Below are 20,062 nucleotides of genomic sequence, written 5' to 3' on the forward strand. Positions count from 1 at the left end.
AAGGATTAGGCAAATTGACCCTGCGTCTTGCTGACAAACTCCTAGCGCCTCCGGTGCTGCTGGCGCCCATGGCTGGAATCACCGACCGGCCTTTCCGCGATCTGGTGATGCGCTTCGGTGCGGGCATGGTCGTGAGCGAGATGGTCGCCAGCCAGGAGATGGTGCAGGCCAAGCCCGGCGTGCGTGAGCGGGCCGAACTTTCGGCGGATGTCGAAAACACTGCCGTTCAGCTTGCCGGACGCGAAGCGCACTGGATGGCCGAGGCCGCCCGTCAGGTGGCTGACCGGGGCGCGCGGGTGATCGACATCAACATGGGATGCCCGGCCAAGAAAGTGACCAATGGCTATTCTGGCTCGGCGCTTTTGAAGACGCCGGATCACGCTTTGACCTTGATTGAGGCTGTGGTGCGCGCGGTGGATGTGCCGGTGACACTCAAAACGCGTTTGGGTTGGGATGATAGTTTGCTGAACGCGCCGGATGTGGCACGGCGCGCGCAGGATGCAGGCATCCGGATGGTCACGATCCATGGCCGGACGCGGTGTCAGTTCTATAAGGGTCACGCCAATTGGCAGGCGATCCGGGCAGTGAAGGACGCAGTTTCCATTCCTGTCATCGCAAACGGTGACATTGTGAATTCCGATACCGCACGGACCGCGCTGGATCAGTCCGGCGCTGACGGCGTGATGGTGGGCCGCGGCGCGCAAGGTAAGCCATGGCTTTTGGCGCAAATCTGCCATGATCTGTTTGGTGCTGCGGCGCCGGTAAAACCGACGGGTCCCGACCTGATTGAAATGGTGCGCGGCCATTATCAGGCCATGCTCGTATTCTATGGCACTGATCTTGGTCTGCGCGTCGCGCGCAAGCATCTGGGCTGGTACATGGATGAGGCAGGAACGCATTCGCCCACGCGTCGCGCCGTCCTGACCTCACGCGATCCGCAGGAAGTGCTGCGGCTGATTGGCGATGCTCTGAGCGTCTCTGCTGAGGTTGCGGCATGACCTCGGACCATAGCATCTGGACCTCGCTGCCCGTTCCGGCCTTCATCATTGATGCCGCGGATCGGATAACGGACGTAAACTCTTCGGGCGAGGGTTTCCTGAACGTGTCCCGAAAGGCGGTCTTGGGGCATCCGGTCTGGGATCAGATCGCGGTGGATGCGCCGCTGGAAGAAGCGTTCCTGCGCGCCCGTCAACAGGGGACGCCCTTGTTCGTCAATGATGTGGATGTAGGGTCGGGTAATCGTGCACCGCTGCAATGTGCGTTGCAGATCGCACCTTTGGTGGGCCATCCCAGTTCGATGATTATGATCATCTCACCGCGCGAACTAGCCGGGCGCATGACCCGCGGCAATACGGTGAAATCGGCGGCGCAATCAGCCATCGGCATGGCAGAAATGCTGGCACATGAGATCAAGAACCCTCTGGCCGGGATCACCGGTGCGGCGCAGTTGCTTAGCATGAACATCACGCCGCAAGATCTTGAGTTGACAGATCTTATCGTCGAAGAAAGCCGCCGGATCGTAAAGCTTTTGGAGCAGGTGGAGCAGTTCGGCAACCTGTCTCAACCCGATTTCAAACCGGTCAATATCCACGACGTTCTGGACCGCGCGCGCCGGTCGGCACTGCTGGGCTTCGGTGCGCATATGGCCATAATCGAGGATTACGACCCGTCGCTACCGCTGGCATATGGTGACCCGGATCAGTTTTTGCAGGTGGTTCTGAATCTGCTCAGAAACGCGTCCGAGGCGGCAGAGGGCGGCGGCACGATCCGACTGCGCACCTATTTCGAACACTCGTTCCGGCTGCGGCGCAGCGACGGCTCTGGCCATTCTCTGCCCCTGCAGATCGAGATCATAGATGATGGGCCGGGCCTGCCTGAGAAGATTCAGGGCGACATTTTCGATCCCTTCGTCTCGGGCAAGGAAAACGGTACCGGGCTTGGACTGGCTTTAGTCAGCAAGATCGTTTCCGACCATGACGGCTGGATTTCGGCGGAATCCGTGCCAGGGCGCACTGTTTTCCGCCTGTCCCTGCGGCGCGCGCCGCCGGACGCATATGAAAAGGAGAGCATCTGATGGATGGCACAGTTCTGGTTGCAGATGATGACCGCACGATCCGCACGGTTCTGACGCAGGCTTTGACGCGGGCGGGGTGCAAGGTACATGCAACCTCGTCGCTGACTACTCTGATGCGCTGGGTGGCCGAAGGGAAGGGCGACGTTGTGATCTCGGACGTGGTGATGCCGGATGGAAACGGGCTTGAGATGTTGCCAAAAATTGCACAGGACCGGCCCGGATTGCCGGTCATTGTGATCTCGGCCCAGAATACCATCATGACGGCGATTCAGGCGGCTGAGGCGGATGCGTATGATTATCTGCCCAAGCCCTTCGATTTGCCCGATCTGATGAAACGCACTGCGCGCGCATTGGATCAGAAACAGCGTGCCTTGGTCGAACCTGCCGAAGCCATCAGTGAACGACCCGACGAGCTGCCGCTGGTCGGGCGTACGCCGGTGATGCAGGCGTTGTATCGTCTTGTGGCGCGGGTGATGAACACAGATTTATCGGTGATGATCTCGGGCGAAAGCGGTACGGGTAAGTCCCTGATCGCGCGCGCAATTCATGATTTTTCAGACCGTCGGACGTTGCCGTTTGTCACTGCAACGGCTGCTGATCTGCGCGATCTGGAAGGTCCGGCGCGAGTCATGGCTCGGGTTCGGGGCGGGACGCTGCTGATCGACGAAATCGCGGATATTGATGATGAGATTCAGGCCCGTATCGTGCGAATGATGGACACACCGGGTGATCATGTGCCGCGTTTCATTGCCACCAGCCAATCGGATATGACCGATGCGATGGAGAGCGGCCGCGTCCGGCAGGACCTGTATTATCGCCTCTGCGGCGCAACGATACACGTTCCGGCCCTGCGCGAGCGTGTTGATGATATCACTCTGTTGACCGAGAACTTTCTGACGCGGGAGGAGCGGGAAAGCGGCACTCAACGTAGCCTCAGCCCCGAAGCGGTGGAACTCGTGCGCCGGTATTCCTGGCCTGGCAATGTGCGTCAGCTGGAAAACGCAATCCGCCGTCTCAGCTTGACCAGTCGGGCCGAGGAAATCTCACGCACAGAAGTTGAGATGGTACTGGGCAGCCAGCCCGAGGCTGAGCCGGTTCTGGGCGATGGAGAGCGCGAGAAGCTGTCTTCTTCGGTGGGCCGCCATCTGCGACGGTACTTTGATTTGCACGGGAATATCCTACCTCCACCCGGCCTCTATCAACGTATTTTGCGCGAAGTAGAGGCGCCTTTGATCGAAATCGCATTGGATGCGACCGGGGGCAATCAGGCAAAATGTGCTGATCTTCTGGGGATTAACCGGAATACGCTGCGGAAAAAGATCACTGACCTCGATATTCAGGTGACACGTCGCCGCAAACTGATGTAATATCGCCACACAAGCCGTGGCATTCGGGTTCGCGCTCGGGAACGACCACGACATATGGCGGTCAGCTGCGCAAGCAGCACATCAGAATGAGGGCAGACGGTGGCAACTCGGGCACAGAGCGGGCCGATCCTATCGATCAACCGGTGGCGCAAGTCCCGGAGGATGCGCAATTTCAGTACATTGGGTCTGGTCATCCTGGGCCCCATTCTGGCACTTGCGACGTATCTGGTCATCGGTCCTTTTGATCTTGGCGCGGCAGCGCCAACGCTGCGGCTGATTCTGTTAGCTGATCTGGTTTATGTACTGGTTGTGGCCGCGCTGGTGCTGGGGCAATTATTCAGCCTGATTGCCGCCCGGCGCGCAAAGTCGGCAGGCTCTCGGCTACACCTGCGCCTGATTGGCGCGTTTACGCTGTTGGCTCTGGTGCCGACCGTTACGGTGGCGATCTTCGCCGGGCTCACGGTAAATATTGGCCTTGAAGGCTGGTTCTCGGATCGGGTTCGACAGGTCGTCGGGTCCTCTCTGACGGCCGCCGAAGCCTATGAGCAAGAACACCGCGAGGGTTTGACACAGGATGCGGTTGTTCTGGCGCGTTTCCTCGATAACGCGCGCTCGCTGGATTATTTCATCTCGGATGCCGAGCTGCGTGAGGTTCTTGCGCAGGGACAAGCGCAGATTCAGCGCGGTCTGCGCGAAGCTTATGTGATTGATGGCAGTGCAGAAATACGATCCCGGGGGGATCGGTCTTACCTGTTCGACTATGAGGCACCAACCCCCGAAGAGTTAGTCGAAGCCAGCGATCAAGGTGTGGCTATCATTGCGGATTGGGAAAATAGCGAGTTTCGTGCTCTGGTACCGTTGCAGGCTTATCTGGATCGATATCTCTATGTCAGCCGCGAAGTTGATGGGCAGCTTCTGACCTTGTTGGATGAGACTAAGGAAACCGCGCAGTTTTATAGTCAGCTCGAAAGCGAGCGGGGTAGGGTGCTGTTCGAGTTCGGTCTTTTATACCTTGGATTTGCGGTGATCTTGATCCTTGCCGCAATGTCGCTGGGTATGTGGTTCGCCGAGCGGTTGTCACGCCCTGTGGGGCGACTAACGACGGCCGCGCAGCGCGTTGGAGCCGGGGATTTGGGTGTTCAGGTCATCGAAGAGGCCAGCGATGACGAGATCGCGATGCTGGGCCGATACTTCAACCAGATGACCCGCCAGTTGAAGGGACAGCGCGATACCCTGCTGGAGAACACGCGCCAGATCGAGCGTCGGCGGCGGTTGTTCGATTCGGTGCTCAGTTCGGTGACATCCGGGGTTGTGGGTGTTGATTCCGAAGGGTGCGTGACTTTCGTGAACCGATCCGCGGAACGCCTGTTGGGTTGGTCCGGTGGTGAGCATCATCTCGCGATAGGCATAGCCGTGCCCGAGTTTTTGCCATTGTTTGAAACGCTCAAGGACAGTGGCCAAGAGGCGGTACAAGGCGAAGTGAAAGTTACCCGAAAGGGCCAATTAGAGAATTTGCTGGTACGCATGGCCACGCGGCGTGGTGAGGACGGTGGGTTGGAGGGCTACGTGGTCGCCTTTGACGACGTGACCGATCTGGTCAGTGCACAGCGAATGGCAGCTTGGGGTGATGTAGCCCGCCGTATTGCGCATGAGATCAAGAACCCGTTGACCCCGATCCAGTTGAGCGCTGAGCGGATTAAGCGCAAGTTCTCGCGCAAGCTGGATGAAGAAGACTGCACCAGCCTGGAATCGATGACCGATGTGATCGTACGTCAGACCAATGATCTGCGGCGGATCGTGGACGAGTTCTCGAAATTCGCGCGGATGCCGGAGCCGGAACGGCGCGAAGAAAATATCGTTACACTGGTTCGCGAGGCTGTGTTGTTACAACAGGCTGGTCAGCCCGAAGTTCAGATAGATGCTGACCTTCCGGAACAACCTATTCTGGCAGATGTGGATTCGACCATGTTGAGCCAGGCCCTGACGAATTTGATCAAGAACGCGGGCGAGGCCATTGAAACCCTGAAAGAAAAGGGCGCACCTGACAATCTGAAGCCTCAGATCAAAGTCGCGGTATCCAGCGATGATGCGGGAGGAACGCAAATTACCATTGCCGACAACGGTATCGGCCTGCCCGAGGATCGGGCGCGGTTGTTTGAGCCGTATGTAACCACGCGCGACGAGGGTACCGGCCTTGGCTTGCCCATCGTCAAAAAGATCATCGAAGAACATGGCGGAGCGCTGACATTAGAAGACGCGCCCGTCTTTGACGGACAGAACCATTTCGGCGCAATGGCTGTCATTCGTCTCGCTGGGGCCTCAGGCGGCCCGACAGATGCGCTGGTAAAACAGGCGAATAAAACCAACAAACTGAAAGCAGGCCAAAGATGAGCGACATTCTGATCGTAGATGACGAACGCGATATTCGCGAACTGGTGTCCGATATTCTAGAGGACGAAGGCTATTCCACCCGGCTGGCGGCAAACTCGGATGAGTGTATGTCGTCGATCAATGCCGAACCTCCGGGGCTGTTGATTCTGGATATTTGGCTTAAGGACAGCCGTATGGACGGGATCGACATCCTGAAAACGGTGAAGAGAGATAACCCGGATGTGCCGGTGGTGATCATTTCTGGCCATGGCAATATCGAGATTGCAGTGGCTGCCATCAAGCAAGGTGCTTACGACTTTATTGAAAAGCCTTTTAATATAGATCAGCTGATGGTGGTGATCCGCCGCGCGATGGAAACTTCGCGCTTGCGCCGCGAGAATGCCTCGTTGAAACGGCAGGAAGTCAGCTGTTCGGATATGATTGGTAAGTCGGCTTCGTTCCGGGCAATGCAAGGCCAGTTGGACAAAGTGACCAAATCCAATGGTCGGGTCATGCTGAGCGGACCTGCGGGATCGGGCAAGGAAATCGCTGCGCGATACATCCATGCCCATTCCAATCGCGCCAATGCCCCGTTTGTCACTGTGAACTGTGCCGGGGTTGAGCCTGAGCGGGTCGAAGAGGTTCTGTTCGGACGCGAATCCTCTGAACGAGGTGTCGAGTCGGGTCTGCTGGAAGAGGCGCATGGCGGCGTTGTGTACTTCGATGAAGTCGCGGATATGCCGCTGGGAACGCAATCCAAGATATTGCGTGTGCTGGTCGATCAGCAATTCCAGCGCGTCGGAGGTTCCGACAAAGTAAGGGTTGATCTGCGCGTTATCTCTTCGACCAACCGTGATCTGGAGGTTGAAATTGCAGCCGATCGGTTCCGTGAAGAACTTTATCACCGGCTGAACGTGGTGCCGATTGCCGTACCTTCGCTGGAAGAACGGCGCGAGGATATCCCGGTTCTGGCACAACATTTCATCGAAGTCTGCAACGAAACGCAGGGCCTGCTGGTGCGTGAGCTTTCGGATGAGGCTGTAGCGCTGCTGCAAACGATGACTTGGCCGGGCAATGTGCGCCAACTCAAGAACCTGATCGAACGAGTGCTGATCCTTGGGGACAGCACCGGCCCGATCGAGGCGCGCGAACTGCCCAATGAAGAAGAGAAAGCCGATGAATCCGGGCGGGTGGTTCTGTCTGGTGCGCTGGCAACGCTGCCGCTGCGCGAGGCCCGCGAAGCGTTTGAGCGTGAGTATCTACTGACCCAGATCAATCGGTTTGGCGGCAATATCAGTCGTACTGCCAGCTTTGTCGGCATGGAGCGCAGCGCTTTGCATCGCAAGCTCAAGTCCTTGGGCGTAGTGACGTCAAACAAATCGGGCGCACGTGTGGCGCAGATTGATGAGCCTGAACCCGCTGAGTGATTTAAGCAACGAGAATTGCCTCAATGACCGTAAGGAATGCGAAGACCAAAGCCGTTTCCGTTGGCTTCCCGGCTTTTGGGAAAAGGCTGAAGCGTTTGCGCCGGTCGGTCGGGTTGAAGCAATCCGCCCTTGCTGATTTGTTGGAGGTCGATCAGACCACGATTTCTCGTTGGGAAAATGGCACTCAGATACCCTCGGCGCATGTTCAGCAGGCGGTCTTTTCCGCCCTCGGCCCGGTCAGGGTTCAGGATTCCGGGCTGAAACGGCTGGTGGTGAATTCGTCCGAGTGCCTCCACCTTGTTGAAGAAGTCACACACACCTGCCTTGCCTATTCGGCCAGCCGTGCGCGGGATTGGAAAACCTCTCAGAACGCGTTGCTGGGCGTATCGCTCTGGCAATTTGCCACGGATGAGATCCGGCAGGCCGAAGCGGAACTCCAACAAGATGGCTGGTGGGATCTGCACGCGCCTTCGCCCAAGGCTTTTCTGACCTCAGAGGCCGTACATGACCAGATCAGGATCAGCGCCGGGCAGATTGTTTGGGAGCGGCTGTACCTTTCGGATGGCACCCCGGTTCGTCTGGTCAGCGGGCGGCGAGAGGGTGCCGCATAATTTATGCGTTCCGCTGTTGCGGTGGTCGCGATAAACCGGGGTCATGAGCGACTCTTTCCGCATATTTCTGCAAGTTATACTGATCTGGTTCGCAGGCCTTGGGGCTGCGACCCAATTCGCCAAAATCGCCGTTCCGTTCGCTGATATTGGCTTGCTGTATCCCGATCATGCGGCGGTGATTGGCTGGCTGTTATCGATAATCAGCCTGATGGGAGCAGCACTGGGTGCGATATCCGGGGCATTCACCGCAAGGATTGGGCCGAAACGTCTGCTTTTGTCGGGTTTGTTCCTTGGGGGTGCATTGTCCTTTTTACAGGCGAACCTGCCGGGGTTCCAACTGATGTTGCTCAGCCGGGTGATCGAAGGGCTGTCCCATCTTGCGATTGTGGTAGCTGCGCCGACACTGATTGCTCAGATCACAACTGGACGCGCGCGGTATAACGCCATGGTGCTGTGGAGCACGTTTTTCGGCGTCGCCTTCGCGCTGAATGCCTGGTTGGGGCTGCCAATTGTCAATCACTACGGATTGCCCGCGTATTTTGCCCTGCATGGTGGATTGATGTTGGTGATTGCCATACTGGTTGCGCTCAGCAAACTGAAGATCGACATCGACCAGCCCGACGACATGGGCTGGGGTTTAACCGCTTTTCTTGGCGTACATCTCAGAACCTATCGCTCGCCATTCATCTCAGCGCCAGCGATCGGCTGGTTCTTCTACACACTGACCTTCGTCTCGCTTTTGGCGATTCTACCGGGGCGCTTGCCCGAGGGGCAGGGTGCATCAATCGCTGCGCTGATGCCATTGGCAGGGATCGTGTTGTCTTGGCTGTTGGTCCCGTTTCTTCTGACCGTGCTATCCTGCATCAGTGTCGTCAATCTGGGGTTCGCACTGGGTATTATTACGATTATTGCGCTGTTTCTGGGGGCGCCGCTCGCCTTCGGGTGTATTGCGTTGTTTGCGGTTCTTGGGCTTGTTCAGGGCGGCAGTTTCGCTGCTGTTCCCGAGTTAAATGACACCGCCGAGACCCAAGCGCTCAGTTATGGCGCAATGGCTCAGATGGGAAATGCCGGAAATCTGTTGGGTGCGCCAGTATTGCTGGCGATACTTATGGGCGCAAATGAGGCCAGCATGTTTGTGGCCGTGGCCGCATTTTACGGCATCGCGATACTTGTTCACCTAGCGCTGGCGAAGCGCCGCAAATCAACCGGATTGCCCGGGAGTAATGATTTGAAATGACCCATCATCGAATTTCACAAAGCAGGATTCGGTGCTCAACGGTGGGAACGTCGTGGTGCGCGTCGGTGCTACCCGCGATTTGACGCCCTGTTTGCAGGGCGGAAGGCTGACCGGGCGATAACCTTTCTGGGCCATGCACTGTGCTTCGACTTTGCTTCTTAGACCCTGATTGACGTCTACGGTATAAACACGCCCCGGTTGCCACCACCCGGGGTTGCGATAACAACGCCCCCGGCCATCACAATATGTGCGCCCGGGCCAGTAGGTCGGCGGGCTCTGCCGAACCTGATTAGCGACCGGCGCGTCCCTGAGGGCCTGCACCTGACAATTCGTTGTCTCGGTCTGCATACGCGAAACGCTCTCGCCCTCGCGATAATACAGTGAAAGCGGGCCACAGGCCGAGAGTGTCAGCAGGCAAACCAGGGCGGGTAGAACTGTTTTCATACACTTACTTTGGCGCAGCTTTGGAAGCATGACAATTCAATTGACCGCTTTAGGGGCATCTGTCATTCAAAGATTTCAGGCAGAAAGGCCAAGAGCATGAAGGTCATCATATGCGGTGCCGGTCAGGTGGGCTGGCAGATTGCGCGTCACCTTTCGGGCGAGTTGAACGATGTGACTGTGGTCGATAACAACCCTGATCTGGTGCGTCGCGCGACCGAGACGTTGGATGTGCAGGGGATCGCCGGGTTTGCCAGCTATCCGGATGTGCTGGAACGCGCAGGGGCACGGGACGCTGACATGATCATCGCCGCAACCCATTCAGATGAGGTGAATATGGTCACCTGTCAGATGGCCCATTCAGTGTTCTCGATCCAACGCAAAATCGCACGCCTTCGGTCGAAATCCTATCTTGAGGCGATTCACTCGGATCTTTATCGCCGTGACCATCTGCCCATCGACGTCGTGATTAGCCCCGAGCGCGAGGTCGCGGCTGCCGCTATGCGTCGGTTGTCGGCGCCTTCGGCTTTTGACACCGAAATTTTCATGGACGGCAAAGCGCAGCTTCTTGGCATTCGCGTAGAAGAGGATTGCCCCGTCGTTAACACACCGCTGCGCCAGTTGACCGATCTGTTTTCGACGCTCAGTTCGATTGTAGTCGGTGTTCGGCGTGACGGTACTCTGTTCGCGCCTGAATCCGAGGATCAGCTGTTTGTCGGCGATGAATGCTACGTTTTCACCAATGTGAAAGACGTCGACCGCACGATGGAAGTGTTTGGCAAAGCGCAGCGCAAGCAGGATCGCGTGGTTATCGTTGGCGGCGGCAATGTCGGGCTGGAAGTCGCCCGCACGCTGGAAGAGCGTGAAAGCCGGGTGCGCGCCAAGATCATCGAGCGCGACCGACGATGTGCAGAAATTGCAGCCGAAGCGCTTGAGCGTACGATCGTTTTGAACGGGGATGGTTTGGATTCCTCGCTACTGAGCGAGGCAGGCATCGAACGGGCCGATGCGATGCTGGCGGTCACGGATGATGATCGTACAAATATGTTGGCTGCGGTGCGTGCCAAGGGCGATGGCTGCGCTCTGGCCATCGCCTTGATCAACGACCCCAGCATGGTCGCCCTGATGGGTCCGCTGGGCATCGATGCCTATATCAATCCGCGCGCCACAACCGTCAGTTCGATCCTGCGCCATATCCGTCACGGGCGTGTTCGACAGGTCTATTCCATTGGCGACGCCGAAGCCGAAGTGATCGAGGCCGAAGTGCTCTCGACCTCACCCATGGCGGGGCAGAGGTTGCGTGACATCGGGTTTCCTGAAGGAGTTCTAGTCGGAGCCGTACGCAAAGGCGACGAGGTCATACGTCCGACCGGCAGCCTGCGCATTGACGAGAAAGACGTCGTTGCGATCTTTGCGATGACCAAGGATGTACCCGAGGTCGAGCGCCTGATGCAGGTTTCGATCGATTTCTTCTGATGGTGCAGGTGCGCGGACAGCAACGGATTGGGGTAATGCGGCGGCTGCCGCTGTTGCTGATGATCTGGGGGATTGTCTCGCTGTCGATGTGGATACCGGCAGTGTATGCGCTGGCGCTTGATGATCACGATACGTCGCGATCCTTCTTTTATTCAGGGTTGCTGGGTGTTTTCGCGGTTTCGATCATCGCGTTGGCAATGTCGAACCGAAATCCAAGGCGCGGAACGCTTGGTCAGTTGGCCGTGTTGCTGGCGGCCTTCACTATATTGCCGATATTCCTCGCCATACCATTCCATGATGCACTGGGGACGACCAGTTTCCTGAACGCGTATTTCGATATGGTCAGTGCGCTGACCACGACTGGAGCCGATCTGTTCCCCGATCCCGCACGCCTGTCGGCGCCACTGCATTTGTGGCGTGCATTGGTTGGCTGGATGGGAGGTCTGCTCATGTGGATTTCGGCTGCTGCGATCCTTGCACCATTGTCGTTGGGCGGTTTTGAGGTAACAACCAGAGGGCAACCAGGTCGTCCGGTCTCGGGCGTGGCACAAAGCGAACGGGCGGACCCGCGCGGTCATCTGATCCGGGTATCAAGCACTTTGACGCCGGTCTATGCGGGTCTGACGGGGGTGATTTGGATTTTGCTTCTGATCGCGGGCGAGCAGGGGCTGACCGCCGTGTGCCATGCGATGTCGGTGATGGCGACCTCCGGTATCTCGCCAGTTGGTGGGCTGGAAGGCTCGACCGCGGGCATCACCGGTGAAGCGATCCTGTTCCTGTTCCTGTTCTTCGCCCTGTCGCGGCTGACCTTTTCGACTGATACGGCAACCTCGGGCTATTCCCGGTTGGACAAAGACCCCGAGTTCCGGATCGGTCTCTTCATCGTGCTGGTGGTTGCGGCAATGCTGTTTATCCGCGTTCTGGCGGGAACGGCAGAGCTTGGCATCCAGATCGAGATTGCACAGGCATTGCATGTGGCATGGGGCATGGTGTTCACCGTGATGTCTTTCCTGACCACCGCCGGGTTTGAAAGCGCCAACTGGAACGATGCGCAGCAATTGTCTGGCCTCGGGACGCCCGGTCTGATCCTGATGGGGCTGGCCCTGATCGGCGGCGGTGTGGCCACCACTGCAGGGGGGGTAAAACTGCTGCGTGTCTTTGCGCTATACCTCAATGGTAAGCGTGAGATCGACCGGCTGATCTATCCTTCCTCCGTCAGCGGCGAGGGCGGTGGTAGCCGCCGTATCCGAAGCGACGGGGCCTTCATCGCCTGGATCTTCCTGATGATGTTCGCCCTTACGCTGGCTTTGTTCGATCTGCTACTGGCAGCGATGGGTGTTGGGTTTGAGCAGGCGATGGTGCTGAGCGTTGCTGCGCTGAGCACGACCGGACCGCTTATTGAGTTGGCCACAGATGTGCCCATCCGCCTGATTGATTTATCCGGTGCGGCCAAACTGACTGTCTGCGCAGCGATGGTGATCGGACGGTTGGAAACGCTGGCGATCGTTGCGCTGATCACGCCAACGCTGTGGCGCGATTGACCTTACGGAAAGCTGCTGGCGTTACTGCCTGATTTTTCATCTGGAATATCTGTTCACAGCACTCCATACTCAGCCAGAGGGAGCGCGTTGGTCCGCAGCGCGTAGCAAGAACAATGGCGAGTTAACAAAATATGGCTTCGGACAGACAGAATCTGCAGGACGCGTTCCTGAACAATGTACGTAAAGCAAAGGTCCCGGTCACGATATTCCTGATCAACGGCGTGAAATTGCAGGGTGTAATCACCTGGTTTGACAATTTCTGTGTATTGCTGCGCCGCGACGGACAGTCGCAGCTGGTCTACAAACACGCGATTTCGACCATCATGCCGTCGCAACCGATCAGCCTGTATGAGGGCGAAGACGCCTCTTGATGGAACATGACAGGACGCACACCCGGGCTTGGGTGTTGCATCCGGAAATCAAGTCAGATGAACAGCGCCGCGTTCCTGAACCAGCGCTGGACGAGGCGGTTGCACTGGCTGCCGCGTTGCCCGATCTGGATGTGATCGGTTCGGAAGTCGTACGCCTTCCGCGCGCGCAAGCCGGTTTTCTGTTCGGCAGCGGCAAGATCGAGGAACTGGGCGAACGATTTCGAGAGAACGAGGTCGAGCTGGTTCTGATCGACGGACCGGTGACACCGGTGCAGCAACGCAACCTTGAAAAGGCATGGAAGGTCAAAATCCTCGACCGAACCGGGCTGATATTGGAGATTTTCAGCGACCGCGCACGCACCCGGGAAGGTGTGTTGCAGGTCGAGATGGCGGCGCTCAGCTATCAGCGTACGCGATTGGTGCGGGCTTGGACCCACCTCGAACGGCAACGCGGTGGGCTGGGGTTTGTTGGTGGACCAGGGGAAACCCAGATCGAGGCTGACCGTCGTGCGATTGATGAACAACTGGTGCGTTTACGCCGCCAATTGCAGAAGGTGGTCAAGACACGCACATTGCACCGCGCCGCGCGCGCCAAGGTGCCATATCCGATTGTCGCCTTGGTCGGGTATACCAACGCAGGTAAATCCACTCTGTTCAACAGCCTGACCGGGGCTGAAGTGATGGCAAAGGACATGCTGTTTGCCACGCTGGACCCGACTATGCGACGTGTCGAACTGCCCGACGGACCCGAGGTAATCCTGTCGGATACGGTGGGTTTCATTTCGAACCTGCCAACGGAACTGGTTGCTTCCTTCCGCGCCACATTGGAAGAAGTTCTGGGCGCTGACCTGATCGTACATGTGCGTGACATCAGCCACGAAGATTCTGAGGCACAAGCACAAGATGTCGAGACGATCTTGACTTCGTTAGGCGTCGAGGATGATCGCCCCCGACTTGAGGTCTGGAACAAGATCGACCTTCTGAGCCCGGAAGACCGCGACGCGACACTGGCGCGGGCGGATCGCGATCCGGCCATTTTTGCTATCTCGGCAGTGACGGGCGAGGGGGTTGAGCCCCTGTTGAACGAGATTGCGAAAGTTCTGCAGGGCACCCGGAATCAAGCCAAACTGACACTTGGTTTTACCGAAGGTGACAAGCGCGCCTGGCTGTACCGTCAGGACGTGGTGCGTGAGGAAGAACAAACCGAGCAGGGATTCGAAATCACTGTTCTGTGGACGGACAAGCAGGCGTCGAAGTTCGCAGCGCTTTGATCAGTGCGTGGTTTGATGACAAGGAGCTGGCGATGGCGCATCACGACAATGCAAAAGTCCACCTGAACGGGTTTATCACGGTTCCAGCCGACAGGCTTGAAGAAGTCCGCAACGCATTGCCGGAACATATCGCACTGACACGCGCGGAACAGGGCTGCATTTCCTTCGAGGTGGTCGAAGACGGTGATCATCCGGGGCGCTTCAACGTTGCGGAGCTGTTCACAAACCAAGCCGCATTCGATTCACACCAGAAGCGAACGCGCGCATCGGATTGGTATCAGATCACGCAGGGTCTCCCGCGCGAATATTCCATTACCAAAGGTTAGAAACAGATCTGCTGCAGTGGACAGCAGCTGTTGTCATGCCCCGTCAATCTGACGCTGTTGCTCTGCCGCATCAAACCACTCGGATGCAGATTGGATTTTGTTGTCGGAGGTCAGTTCCCACTGTTCCCAGCCACGTGTAACGACCGGGTTCCCGGTTCTGGCATGGTGCCCTTCCAGCGTTCGGACAAATAATGCATGGGGTCCTGCCCATCGCATCATGTCGCAACGGACTTCAAGATCGGGGAACTCAGAATAAAGACCCCGTACCATCCCGGCAATGGCAGCGTGACCCTGTAATGGTTCGCCCCGATTGACGCTGATCAGCCCTTCGGGCGCAAAGAATCCGGCCACAGCGTCGGCGTCGCCCGAACTCCAGGCGATGGCATAGTCGCGGGCGAGGTTGTTCAATGTATCGCGAATGCTGCCCATGCATTTCCCCCTTTATGCCAATGTGGCTGCCCGATGATTTTAGGCGAAGACAAAGACCCGCGTCCACGCGATGTCTTGAAAGGGGCGGGGAATTGCCGAAGGGGTAGATCTTAGCGCGGGTTTAGCACCGTCACCCCAACCGAGGCAGCGCGGGCCAGCCCGATGTCCAGCGACATCGGGATATATTCTCCACGCCGCCAAAGCTGCGCCTGATCATCATAATAGCGTGACAGGAAGTGGCCGGATTGACCGGTTGCGGTAATGAAGACCGAGCTGTCGGGATCGGCGAAGTCATAGACCCCACGATAACCCGCGCCGTGCACGTTCTGAAACGGATCCGGCCCTTCGCCTGAGGTGCGCCCGCGCAGCAGGGTGTTGTCTCCGCCGCTGGTCGATTGTCGTATGTTCACAAAGAAACGCAGCACTGGGACCTCGCCCAGTACCGGGTGATCATGGGTGGCCTGATGCGCGTCGCCCCAACGCAGAGATTCCAGCGCAGTGCCATATCGTTCCGAAATCCAGATGATCGCGTCGTCAAGCGCCAGTCGCGCCATGTCGGTGCAGGTTTCGGCAGGGGCACTCTGTCGCACGTCGCACCAGACCGATGCGCCGTCGATATCGCGGTAAACGCGTTCGATGAACAGTGGTTCGACATGTTTGTATTCCGCCGCCAACGGCCCGAGCTCATCCGAGGTCAGGCGGATTTGCAGCGCACGCAGCCATGCGGCGTAGATCAGGGGCTCGGGCAGATGTTCATTCATCTCACCGTTCCAGTTGGCAAGCAGGTCCAGCGCGATCTGGCGTTGACGTTCCGGGGTGCCTTCGGGTGCGGCCTCTCCGGTGAACCAGAGATCGGCTCCGATCAGGGGCAGCAGGGATCGTGCGGTGTAACTGACGGTATCCAGCTGTGCCTCGATGAAGCTGTCGCGGGTATGTACCTCACGCGATTGCATCAGGCGCTCCCAGCGGTGGACCCGCTGCGTGTCGCCCCATTCGTAGGACACATGCCGGGGGAACGGACGATCAATGATCTTGTTGTTGGTATTGCCCAGCACCCCTCCGACCGGTGCCACAAATTCTGGATTGTCCGCATACGGCAGGCGGCCTTGCCAGCGGTTCCGGTCCAGCCAGCCGGGGGTTGGGATGCGCCCCCTGCTTTGGTTGTTCAGGTCTCGTCGAGGCATGGCACCGACAAGTTTCAGGCCAATCGTGTTCTCATCGACCAGTGACAGGTTCTGGGACGGAGCGATGAAATCCTCAGCCAGATCAATCGCCTGTCGCACTGTATCGGCATTCATCAATGCCAGAGATGCGCTCATTGAAGTGTCACGCGGGCTCAGCGCGCTCCAGGACAATGAGGCCACATGGCCCGGGGGGGTGATGGTTCCCAGATCATAGTGAGTGCCCGGCAGAACGGGTCCGTTATCGGTCCAGCGCAGGGTCAGGGTGATTGGGGCTGCGTCCTTGATCTCGATGATCGAAGGGCGGGTCTGGAATCGTTTGTAGCCATCTGGCGTCAAATATTCTTCGGGATTGTCTGGGTTCAGCTGTTCGATATGAACGTCCTGATCGTCCAAATAAGACGAGGTCAACCCCCATCCTAAACGGTCGCTGCGTCCCGCAGAAATGGCGGGAACGCCGGGAATGGTTGCGCCGATCACGCCGCCACTGGCCAGCTCCAGTCGCGCCAGATACCAGATGCCCGGCGCTGTGAAACCCAGATGTGGATCGTTGGCCAGCAACGTACCGCCGCTGGCAGAGCGGGACGGTGCCGCAGTCCATGCGTTTGACGCCCCGGCCAATCCGCGTTCGGGAAACGGTGACAATGGCGTTTCGGACAAGGGCGTACCCCGGGCATAGCGGGGCAAGTTCGGAAACAGCGCGGCGTATTCGGGCAGGGCGGCGATTCCGGAGCCGGGCACGTCGGGCAGTATATCGGCCAGCAGCGCAGGGTCTTCCAACATCAAAGAGGTACGCGCGCGCAGCACCTCATCTTCGAGATGACCGGATAGCTGCAGGCTCATCAGTTTGATGATGGCAACGCTGTCGCCTGGCTGCCAAGGAGGGACCGGAGCGTTGAACAGAAACATTTCTGGCGCGCCGCGTCCAAGTGCTTGTTCATTTATCTCGGTCAGGCGGGCGTTGATACCATTGGAGTAGGCCCGCAACGCCGCCATGGTGTACTCGTCCTGCACATCGACCGAGCGATGGGCAAGACCGTAGAGATCAAGCCGCCGCAGTAATTTGTCGATATGTACCGTGCGTTGCCCAAACACTTCGGACAAGCGGCCCTGCACGGTGCGACGCAGAACAGTCATCTGCCACAGCCGGTCCTGTGCGTGTGCATATCCAAGGCCAAAGAACACATCGGGGTCGGACTGGCCCAGGATATGCGGCACATTTGCGGTATCGCGAATGATTTCGACCGGGGCAGATACCCCTTCGACGTCGAGAGTTTGATTGTATTCGGGTAAGGATTGGCTTGCCAGAAAATAGATCAGCCCGACGGCGGCGACCGCAAGCAGGATCAGGCTCGTTGTAATTCTCACCAGCCAGCGAAAAACCAGACCCATCTGTCCCCCGAGAAATCAGTGTATTCGTTCACGCGGAGATTACTGGAACCCCTGCCGGATCGAAAGAGAAATGCTACCTGAAATTGTGCAAATTCACCAAAACTCTGAGCCCTGCCACAAGATGTAGCAGGGCTCGTTAGAGGGGGGAGGGTGGTATTTTGCAGATCAGGGGATAATGCGCGTGTATTTGGTGCCTTCGATGGTGGCACCGAATTTCAAGCCCGCTTGCCCGAAGACCGCCGCCAGCACGGGTTTGCCCAGTTGATTGGTATCAGTCGAAAGCGACTCGCCGGTTGCGTCAACGACATACCCGATATCGGCGCCTGCGGTCCAACCGCTGGATCGACGGAAGTCATTCAGCGCATCCTCGGTCATGAAGAAAAGAACATGCGCATATTGTTGTGCGCCGATCTGTAGGCCCGCCGTGCCGGAGATGGCCGAATAGTAATCTACCGTTGCACCCTGAATACGCAGTGCACCCTGACCATAGGCACCGCCAAAGAAGATTAACCCGGCATCGGTGATCAACGGCATGACCAGCATCCCGTTGGCTTTGTTGGCGATATCAACGGTATTGGGGTACTTGCTGTACATTTCATTTAGCGTCGCATCAACACGGGCATCGAGCGCCACCGCATTGGAATTACCGACGCCGTTGCTGCAGGCGGCTGTCAGCGTCAGTCCTGCCATGCCAAAAGTAAAACCGCGACGGCTGAGTCGGGGGGAGATTGAACTGCTCATGTTTCTCTGTCTCTGTATATGTGCCTGAAATGTCGGGTAGTCCCGATCTTGTTTGCAAGAATACGCCGATTGCGCCCGCCTGTCACGGGAAAGCTACGCTGCAAGCGCAGCAAATCGGCGAAAAATTGCGACAAACTGCGGTGTTAGCTCTGTAGTATGCGTGCGGCCTCGGGGGCAAAGTAGGTCAGAATGCCGTCGCAGCCCGCGCGTTTGAATGCCAGCAGACTTTCAAGCATCACCTTTTTTCCATCAATCCAGCCGTTCTGGGCGGCGGCCTGGATCATCGCATATTCGCCCGATACCTGATACGCGTAGGTCGGCGCGCCAAAAGTGTCCTTAACCCGGCGGCAGATATCCAGATAGGGCATTCCGGGTTTGATCATGACCATATCTGCGCCCTCGGTCAGGTCACGTTCGATCAGGCGCAGAGCCTCGTTCGAGTTCGCAGGGTCCATCTGATAGGTCTTTTTGTCACCCGACAGCGCACCAGAGGCTCCGACGGCATCGCGGAACGGGCCATAGAAGGCGCTGGCGTATTTGGCGGCATAGCTCAGGATCATGACATTGTGATGCCCCGCGGCCTCAAGTGCGTGGCGCATTGCCCCGATGCGGCCGTCCATCATGTCAGAAGGGCCGATGATGTCGGCCCCGGCCTCGGCTTGCGCCAACGTCATCTTAACTAGCGCTTCGACCGTCTGGTCATTCACGATTTCACCGTCGACCACATAGCCGTCATGGCCGTTGATATTATAGGGATCAAGCGCCACATCTGTCATCACCGCAATGTCCGGCGCGGCGGCCTTGACCGCGCGAGTGGCGCGGTTCGACAGGTTGTCGGGGTTCCAGGCTTCGGCGCAATCCTCGGTCTTCAGGCTGGGATCGGTGTAAGGAAAGATGCAAATCGCCGGGATGCCAAGAGCCTGCGCCTCAACGGCGGCCTTGGCGATCATATCGACCGAACGGCGCACGACACCGGGCATCGAGGGGACGGGCTCTTCGATGCCCTCACCATCGCGGACAAAAACAGGCCAGATGAAATCATCCACGGTCAGAAAGTTCTCGCGTACCAGTCCACGGACCGCCTCGGATTGACGGGTCCGGCGGAACCGTGTCCGGGGATAAGGGGCGATGGTCGGTTTCATGGCGCACTCTCCTTGAACAATTGCGCATTGGGTGGCATGAATTCCGGGTGGTCTCAAGGGTAACAATGGACGCATCGCTGCGATGAGAGTCCCTGCGGACAGTAATAAAGGGCAGACGCTTGGACATATACTCTTCGATATTCGAACACATCGACATGCGAAGCTTTTCGAATCTTTGGTATTGGATCGCTTTGGCTGTTATGTGGTCATCGGTCAGCCACTGGGTGATGGGCGTCCCCTATGACCTTGTTACGCGCGCACGTCGGGTTGGTGGCCAGTCGGAACAAGATCTGCTGGACATTGTGAGGATCAACTCGAACAGATTGTTATACATTGTTGATACTTCAGGGCTGATCATCATGGCCGTGTGTTGCTTTGTCTTTTCGGGGCTGGCGATACTGGGCTTCTTTTACGGAGTGGAATTCGCCCAAGCTATTTTTCTGCTGCTGTTTCCGGCTTGTTTCGTGATGCTGGTCAACATTTCGGCTGCAAGGCGGCTGCGACGACAAGAGGCAACGTTGGAGACGGTATCCAAAACGCTGACACGCTGTCGGGTCTTTACGCAGATTATCGGCATGTTTGCCATTCTGGTCACAGCGTTTTGGGGAATGTATCAGAACTTTACAGTCGGTGTGCTGGGCTGGTGAAATCAAAAAAGGCGAGAC

General features: G+C 57.7%; 17 protein-coding genes. 13 read left to right on the top strand and 4 right to left on the bottom strand.

Annotated elements, in window-relative coordinates; all coding sequences use genetic code 11:
* Positions 1-14: 14 nt before the first annotated feature.
* The 12 genes from dusB to BLU89_RS02985 all read left to right on the top strand — a co-directional run bounded on the left by dusB (position 15) and on the right by BLU89_RS02985 (position 14,512).
* Positions 15-998 (top strand): tRNA dihydrouridine synthase DusB, encoded by a 984-nt coding sequence (dusB, locus tag BLU89_RS02925; protein WP_425441365.1) that lies wholly within the window; start codon positions 15-17, stop codon positions 996-998.
* Positions 995-2,074, top strand: coding sequence for a two-component system sensor histidine kinase NtrB (locus BLU89_RS02930; RefSeq protein ID WP_074734323.1), 1,080 nt, complete (start codon positions 995-997; stop codon positions 2,072-2,074). Before dusB ends, BLU89_RS02930 begins: the two co-directional genes overlap by 4 nt.
* The gene (locus tag BLU89_RS02935; RefSeq protein ID WP_074734325.1) at positions 2,074-3,441 is read left to right on the top strand and encodes a response regulator; all 1,368 of its coding nucleotides are present in this window, start codon (positions 2,074-2,076) and stop codon (positions 3,439-3,441) included. The genes BLU89_RS02930 and BLU89_RS02935 overlap by 1 nt, the downstream gene beginning before the upstream one ends.
* Positions 3,442-3,603: 162 nt before the next feature.
* Positions 3,604-5,832, top strand: coding sequence for a sensor histidine kinase NtrY-like (locus BLU89_RS02940; RefSeq protein ID WP_245709693.1), 2,229 nt, complete (start codon positions 3,604-3,606; stop codon positions 5,830-5,832).
* A complete protein-coding gene (gene ntrX / locus BLU89_RS02945; RefSeq protein ID WP_074734329.1) occupies positions 5,829-7,238 on the top strand; it encodes a nitrogen assimilation response regulator NtrX in 1,410 nt (469 codons plus the stop codon). The genes BLU89_RS02940 and ntrX overlap by 4 nt, the downstream gene beginning before the upstream one ends.
* A 23-nt stretch (positions 7,239-7,261) precedes the next feature.
* Positions 7,262-7,849 (top strand): helix-turn-helix domain-containing protein, encoded by a 588-nt coding sequence (locus BLU89_RS02950; protein WP_074734331.1) that lies wholly within the window; start codon positions 7,262-7,264, stop codon positions 7,847-7,849.
* Between the two features lie 43 nt (positions 7,850-7,892).
* Positions 7,893-9,086 carry an MFS transporter gene (locus BLU89_RS02955; protein ID WP_074734333.1) on the top strand — a complete coding sequence of 398 codons (1,194 nt, stop codon included), beginning with the start codon at positions 7,893-7,895 and terminating at the stop codon, positions 9,084-9,086.
* 540 nt (positions 9,087-9,626) lie between these two features.
* Positions 9,627-11,003 (top strand): Trk system potassium transporter TrkA, encoded by a 1,377-nt coding sequence (gene trkA / locus BLU89_RS02965; protein ID WP_074734337.1) that lies wholly within the window; start codon positions 9,627-9,629, stop codon positions 11,001-11,003.
* On the top strand, positions 11,003-12,544 hold the full coding sequence (locus tag BLU89_RS02970) for a TrkH family potassium uptake protein (protein ID WP_074734339.1): 1,542 nt from the start codon (positions 11,003-11,005) through the stop codon (positions 12,542-12,544). Before trkA ends, BLU89_RS02970 begins: the two co-directional genes overlap by 1 nt.
* Before the next feature lie 131 nt (positions 12,545-12,675).
* A complete protein-coding gene (gene hfq, locus BLU89_RS02975; protein ID WP_010440340.1) occupies positions 12,676-12,915 on the top strand; it encodes an RNA chaperone Hfq in 240 nt (79 codons plus the stop codon).
* Positions 12,915-14,186 carry a GTPase HflX gene (gene hflX, locus BLU89_RS02980; RefSeq protein WP_074734341.1) on the top strand — a complete coding sequence of 424 codons (1,272 nt, stop codon included), beginning with the start codon at positions 12,915-12,917 and terminating at the stop codon, positions 14,184-14,186. Before hfq ends, hflX begins: the two co-directional genes overlap by 1 nt.
* Before the next feature lie 32 nt (positions 14,187-14,218).
* Positions 14,219-14,512: a putative quinol monooxygenase gene (locus tag BLU89_RS02985; protein WP_074736341.1), complete on the top strand. Its 294-nt coding sequence runs from the start codon at positions 14,219-14,221 to the stop codon at positions 14,510-14,512.
* Between the two features lie 33 nt (positions 14,513-14,545).
* Here the strand turns inward: BLU89_RS02985 and BLU89_RS02990 are convergent, their stop codons facing one another.
* The 4 genes from BLU89_RS02990 to hemB all read right to left on the bottom strand — a co-directional run bounded on the left by BLU89_RS02990 (position 14,546) and on the right by hemB (position 19,397).
* Positions 14,546-14,941 carry a nuclear transport factor 2 family protein gene (locus tag BLU89_RS02990; protein ID WP_074734343.1) on the bottom strand — a complete coding sequence of 132 codons (396 nt, stop codon included), beginning with the start codon at positions 14,939-14,941 and terminating at the stop codon, positions 14,546-14,548.
* 110 nt (positions 14,942-15,051) lie between these two features.
* Entirely contained in the window at positions 15,052-17,514 is a 2,463-nt protein-coding gene (locus tag BLU89_RS02995) for a penicillin acylase family protein (RefSeq protein WP_074734345.1), read from the bottom strand.
* Between the two features lie 165 nt (positions 17,515-17,679).
* Entirely contained in the window at positions 17,680-18,255 is a 576-nt protein-coding gene (locus tag BLU89_RS03000) for a lipid-binding SYLF domain-containing protein (protein ID WP_074734347.1), read from the bottom strand.
* Positions 18,256-18,398: 143 nt separating this feature from the next.
* Positions 18,399-19,397 (bottom strand): porphobilinogen synthase, encoded by a 999-nt coding sequence (gene hemB / locus BLU89_RS03005; RefSeq protein WP_074734349.1) that lies wholly within the window; start codon positions 19,395-19,397, stop codon positions 18,399-18,401.
* A gap of 119 nt (positions 19,398-19,516) precedes the next feature.
* On the opposite strand from hemB, the gene BLU89_RS03010 reads away from it, so the two are divergent.
* Entirely contained in the window at positions 19,517-20,044 is a 528-nt protein-coding gene (locus BLU89_RS03010) for a component of SufBCD complex (RefSeq protein WP_074734351.1), read from the top strand.
* Positions 20,045-20,062: the final 18 nt, after the last annotated feature.

Origin of the sequence: Ruegeria halocynthiae (genome assembly GCF_900106805.1) — a bacterium.
GTDB classification, from domain to species: domain Bacteria; phylum Pseudomonadota; class Alphaproteobacteria; order Rhodobacterales; family Rhodobacteraceae; genus Ruegeria; species Ruegeria halocynthiae.

What these genes read in the sequence shown, in the direction of transcription:
- BLU89_RS02930 (WP_074734323.1), top strand. Translation starts at nt 995, where the DNA reads ATGACCTCGGACCATAGCATCTGGACCTCGCTGCCCGTTCCGGCCTTC.
- BLU89_RS02935 (WP_074734325.1), top strand. Translation starts at nt 2,074, where the DNA reads ATGGATGGCACAGTTCTGGTTGCAGATGATGACCGCACGATCCGCACG.
- BLU89_RS02940 (WP_245709693.1), top strand. Translation starts at nt 3,604, where the DNA reads ATGCGCAATTTCAGTACATTGGGTCTGGTCATCCTGGGCCCCATTCTG.
- ntrX (WP_074734329.1), top strand. Translation starts at nt 5,829, where the DNA reads ATGAGCGACATTCTGATCGTAGATGACGAACGCGATATTCGCGAACTG.
- BLU89_RS02950 (WP_074734331.1), top strand. Translation starts at nt 7,262, where the DNA reads ATGACCGTAAGGAATGCGAAGACCAAAGCCGTTTCCGTTGGCTTCCCG.
- BLU89_RS02955 (WP_074734333.1), top strand. Translation starts at nt 7,893, where the DNA reads ATGAGCGACTCTTTCCGCATATTTCTGCAAGTTATACTGATCTGGTTC.
- trkA (WP_074734337.1), top strand. Translation starts at nt 9,627, where the DNA reads ATGAAGGTCATCATATGCGGTGCCGGTCAGGTGGGCTGGCAGATTGCG.
- BLU89_RS02970 (WP_074734339.1), top strand. Translation starts at nt 11,003, where the DNA reads ATGGTGCAGGTGCGCGGACAGCAACGGATTGGGGTAATGCGGCGGCTG.
- hfq (WP_010440340.1), top strand. Translation starts at nt 12,676, where the DNA reads ATGGCTTCGGACAGACAGAATCTGCAGGACGCGTTCCTGAACAATGTA.
- hflX (WP_074734341.1), top strand. Translation starts at nt 12,915, where the DNA reads ATGGAACATGACAGGACGCACACCCGGGCTTGGGTGTTGCATCCGGAA.
- BLU89_RS02985 (WP_074736341.1), top strand. Translation starts at nt 14,219, where the DNA reads ATGGCGCATCACGACAATGCAAAAGTCCACCTGAACGGGTTTATCACG.
- BLU89_RS02990 (WP_074734343.1), bottom strand. Translation starts at nt 14,941, where the DNA reads ATGGGCAGCATTCGCGATACATTGAACAACCTCGCCCGCGACTATGCC.
- BLU89_RS02995 (WP_074734345.1), bottom strand. Translation starts at nt 17,514, where the DNA reads ATGGGTCTGGTTTTTCGCTGGCTGGTGAGAATTACAACGAGCCTGATC.
- BLU89_RS03000 (WP_074734347.1), bottom strand. Translation starts at nt 18,255, where the DNA reads ATGAGCAGTTCAATCTCCCCCCGACTCAGCCGTCGCGGTTTTACTTTT.
- hemB (WP_074734349.1), bottom strand. Translation starts at nt 19,397, where the DNA reads ATGAAACCGACCATCGCCCCTTATCCCCGGACACGGTTCCGCCGGACC.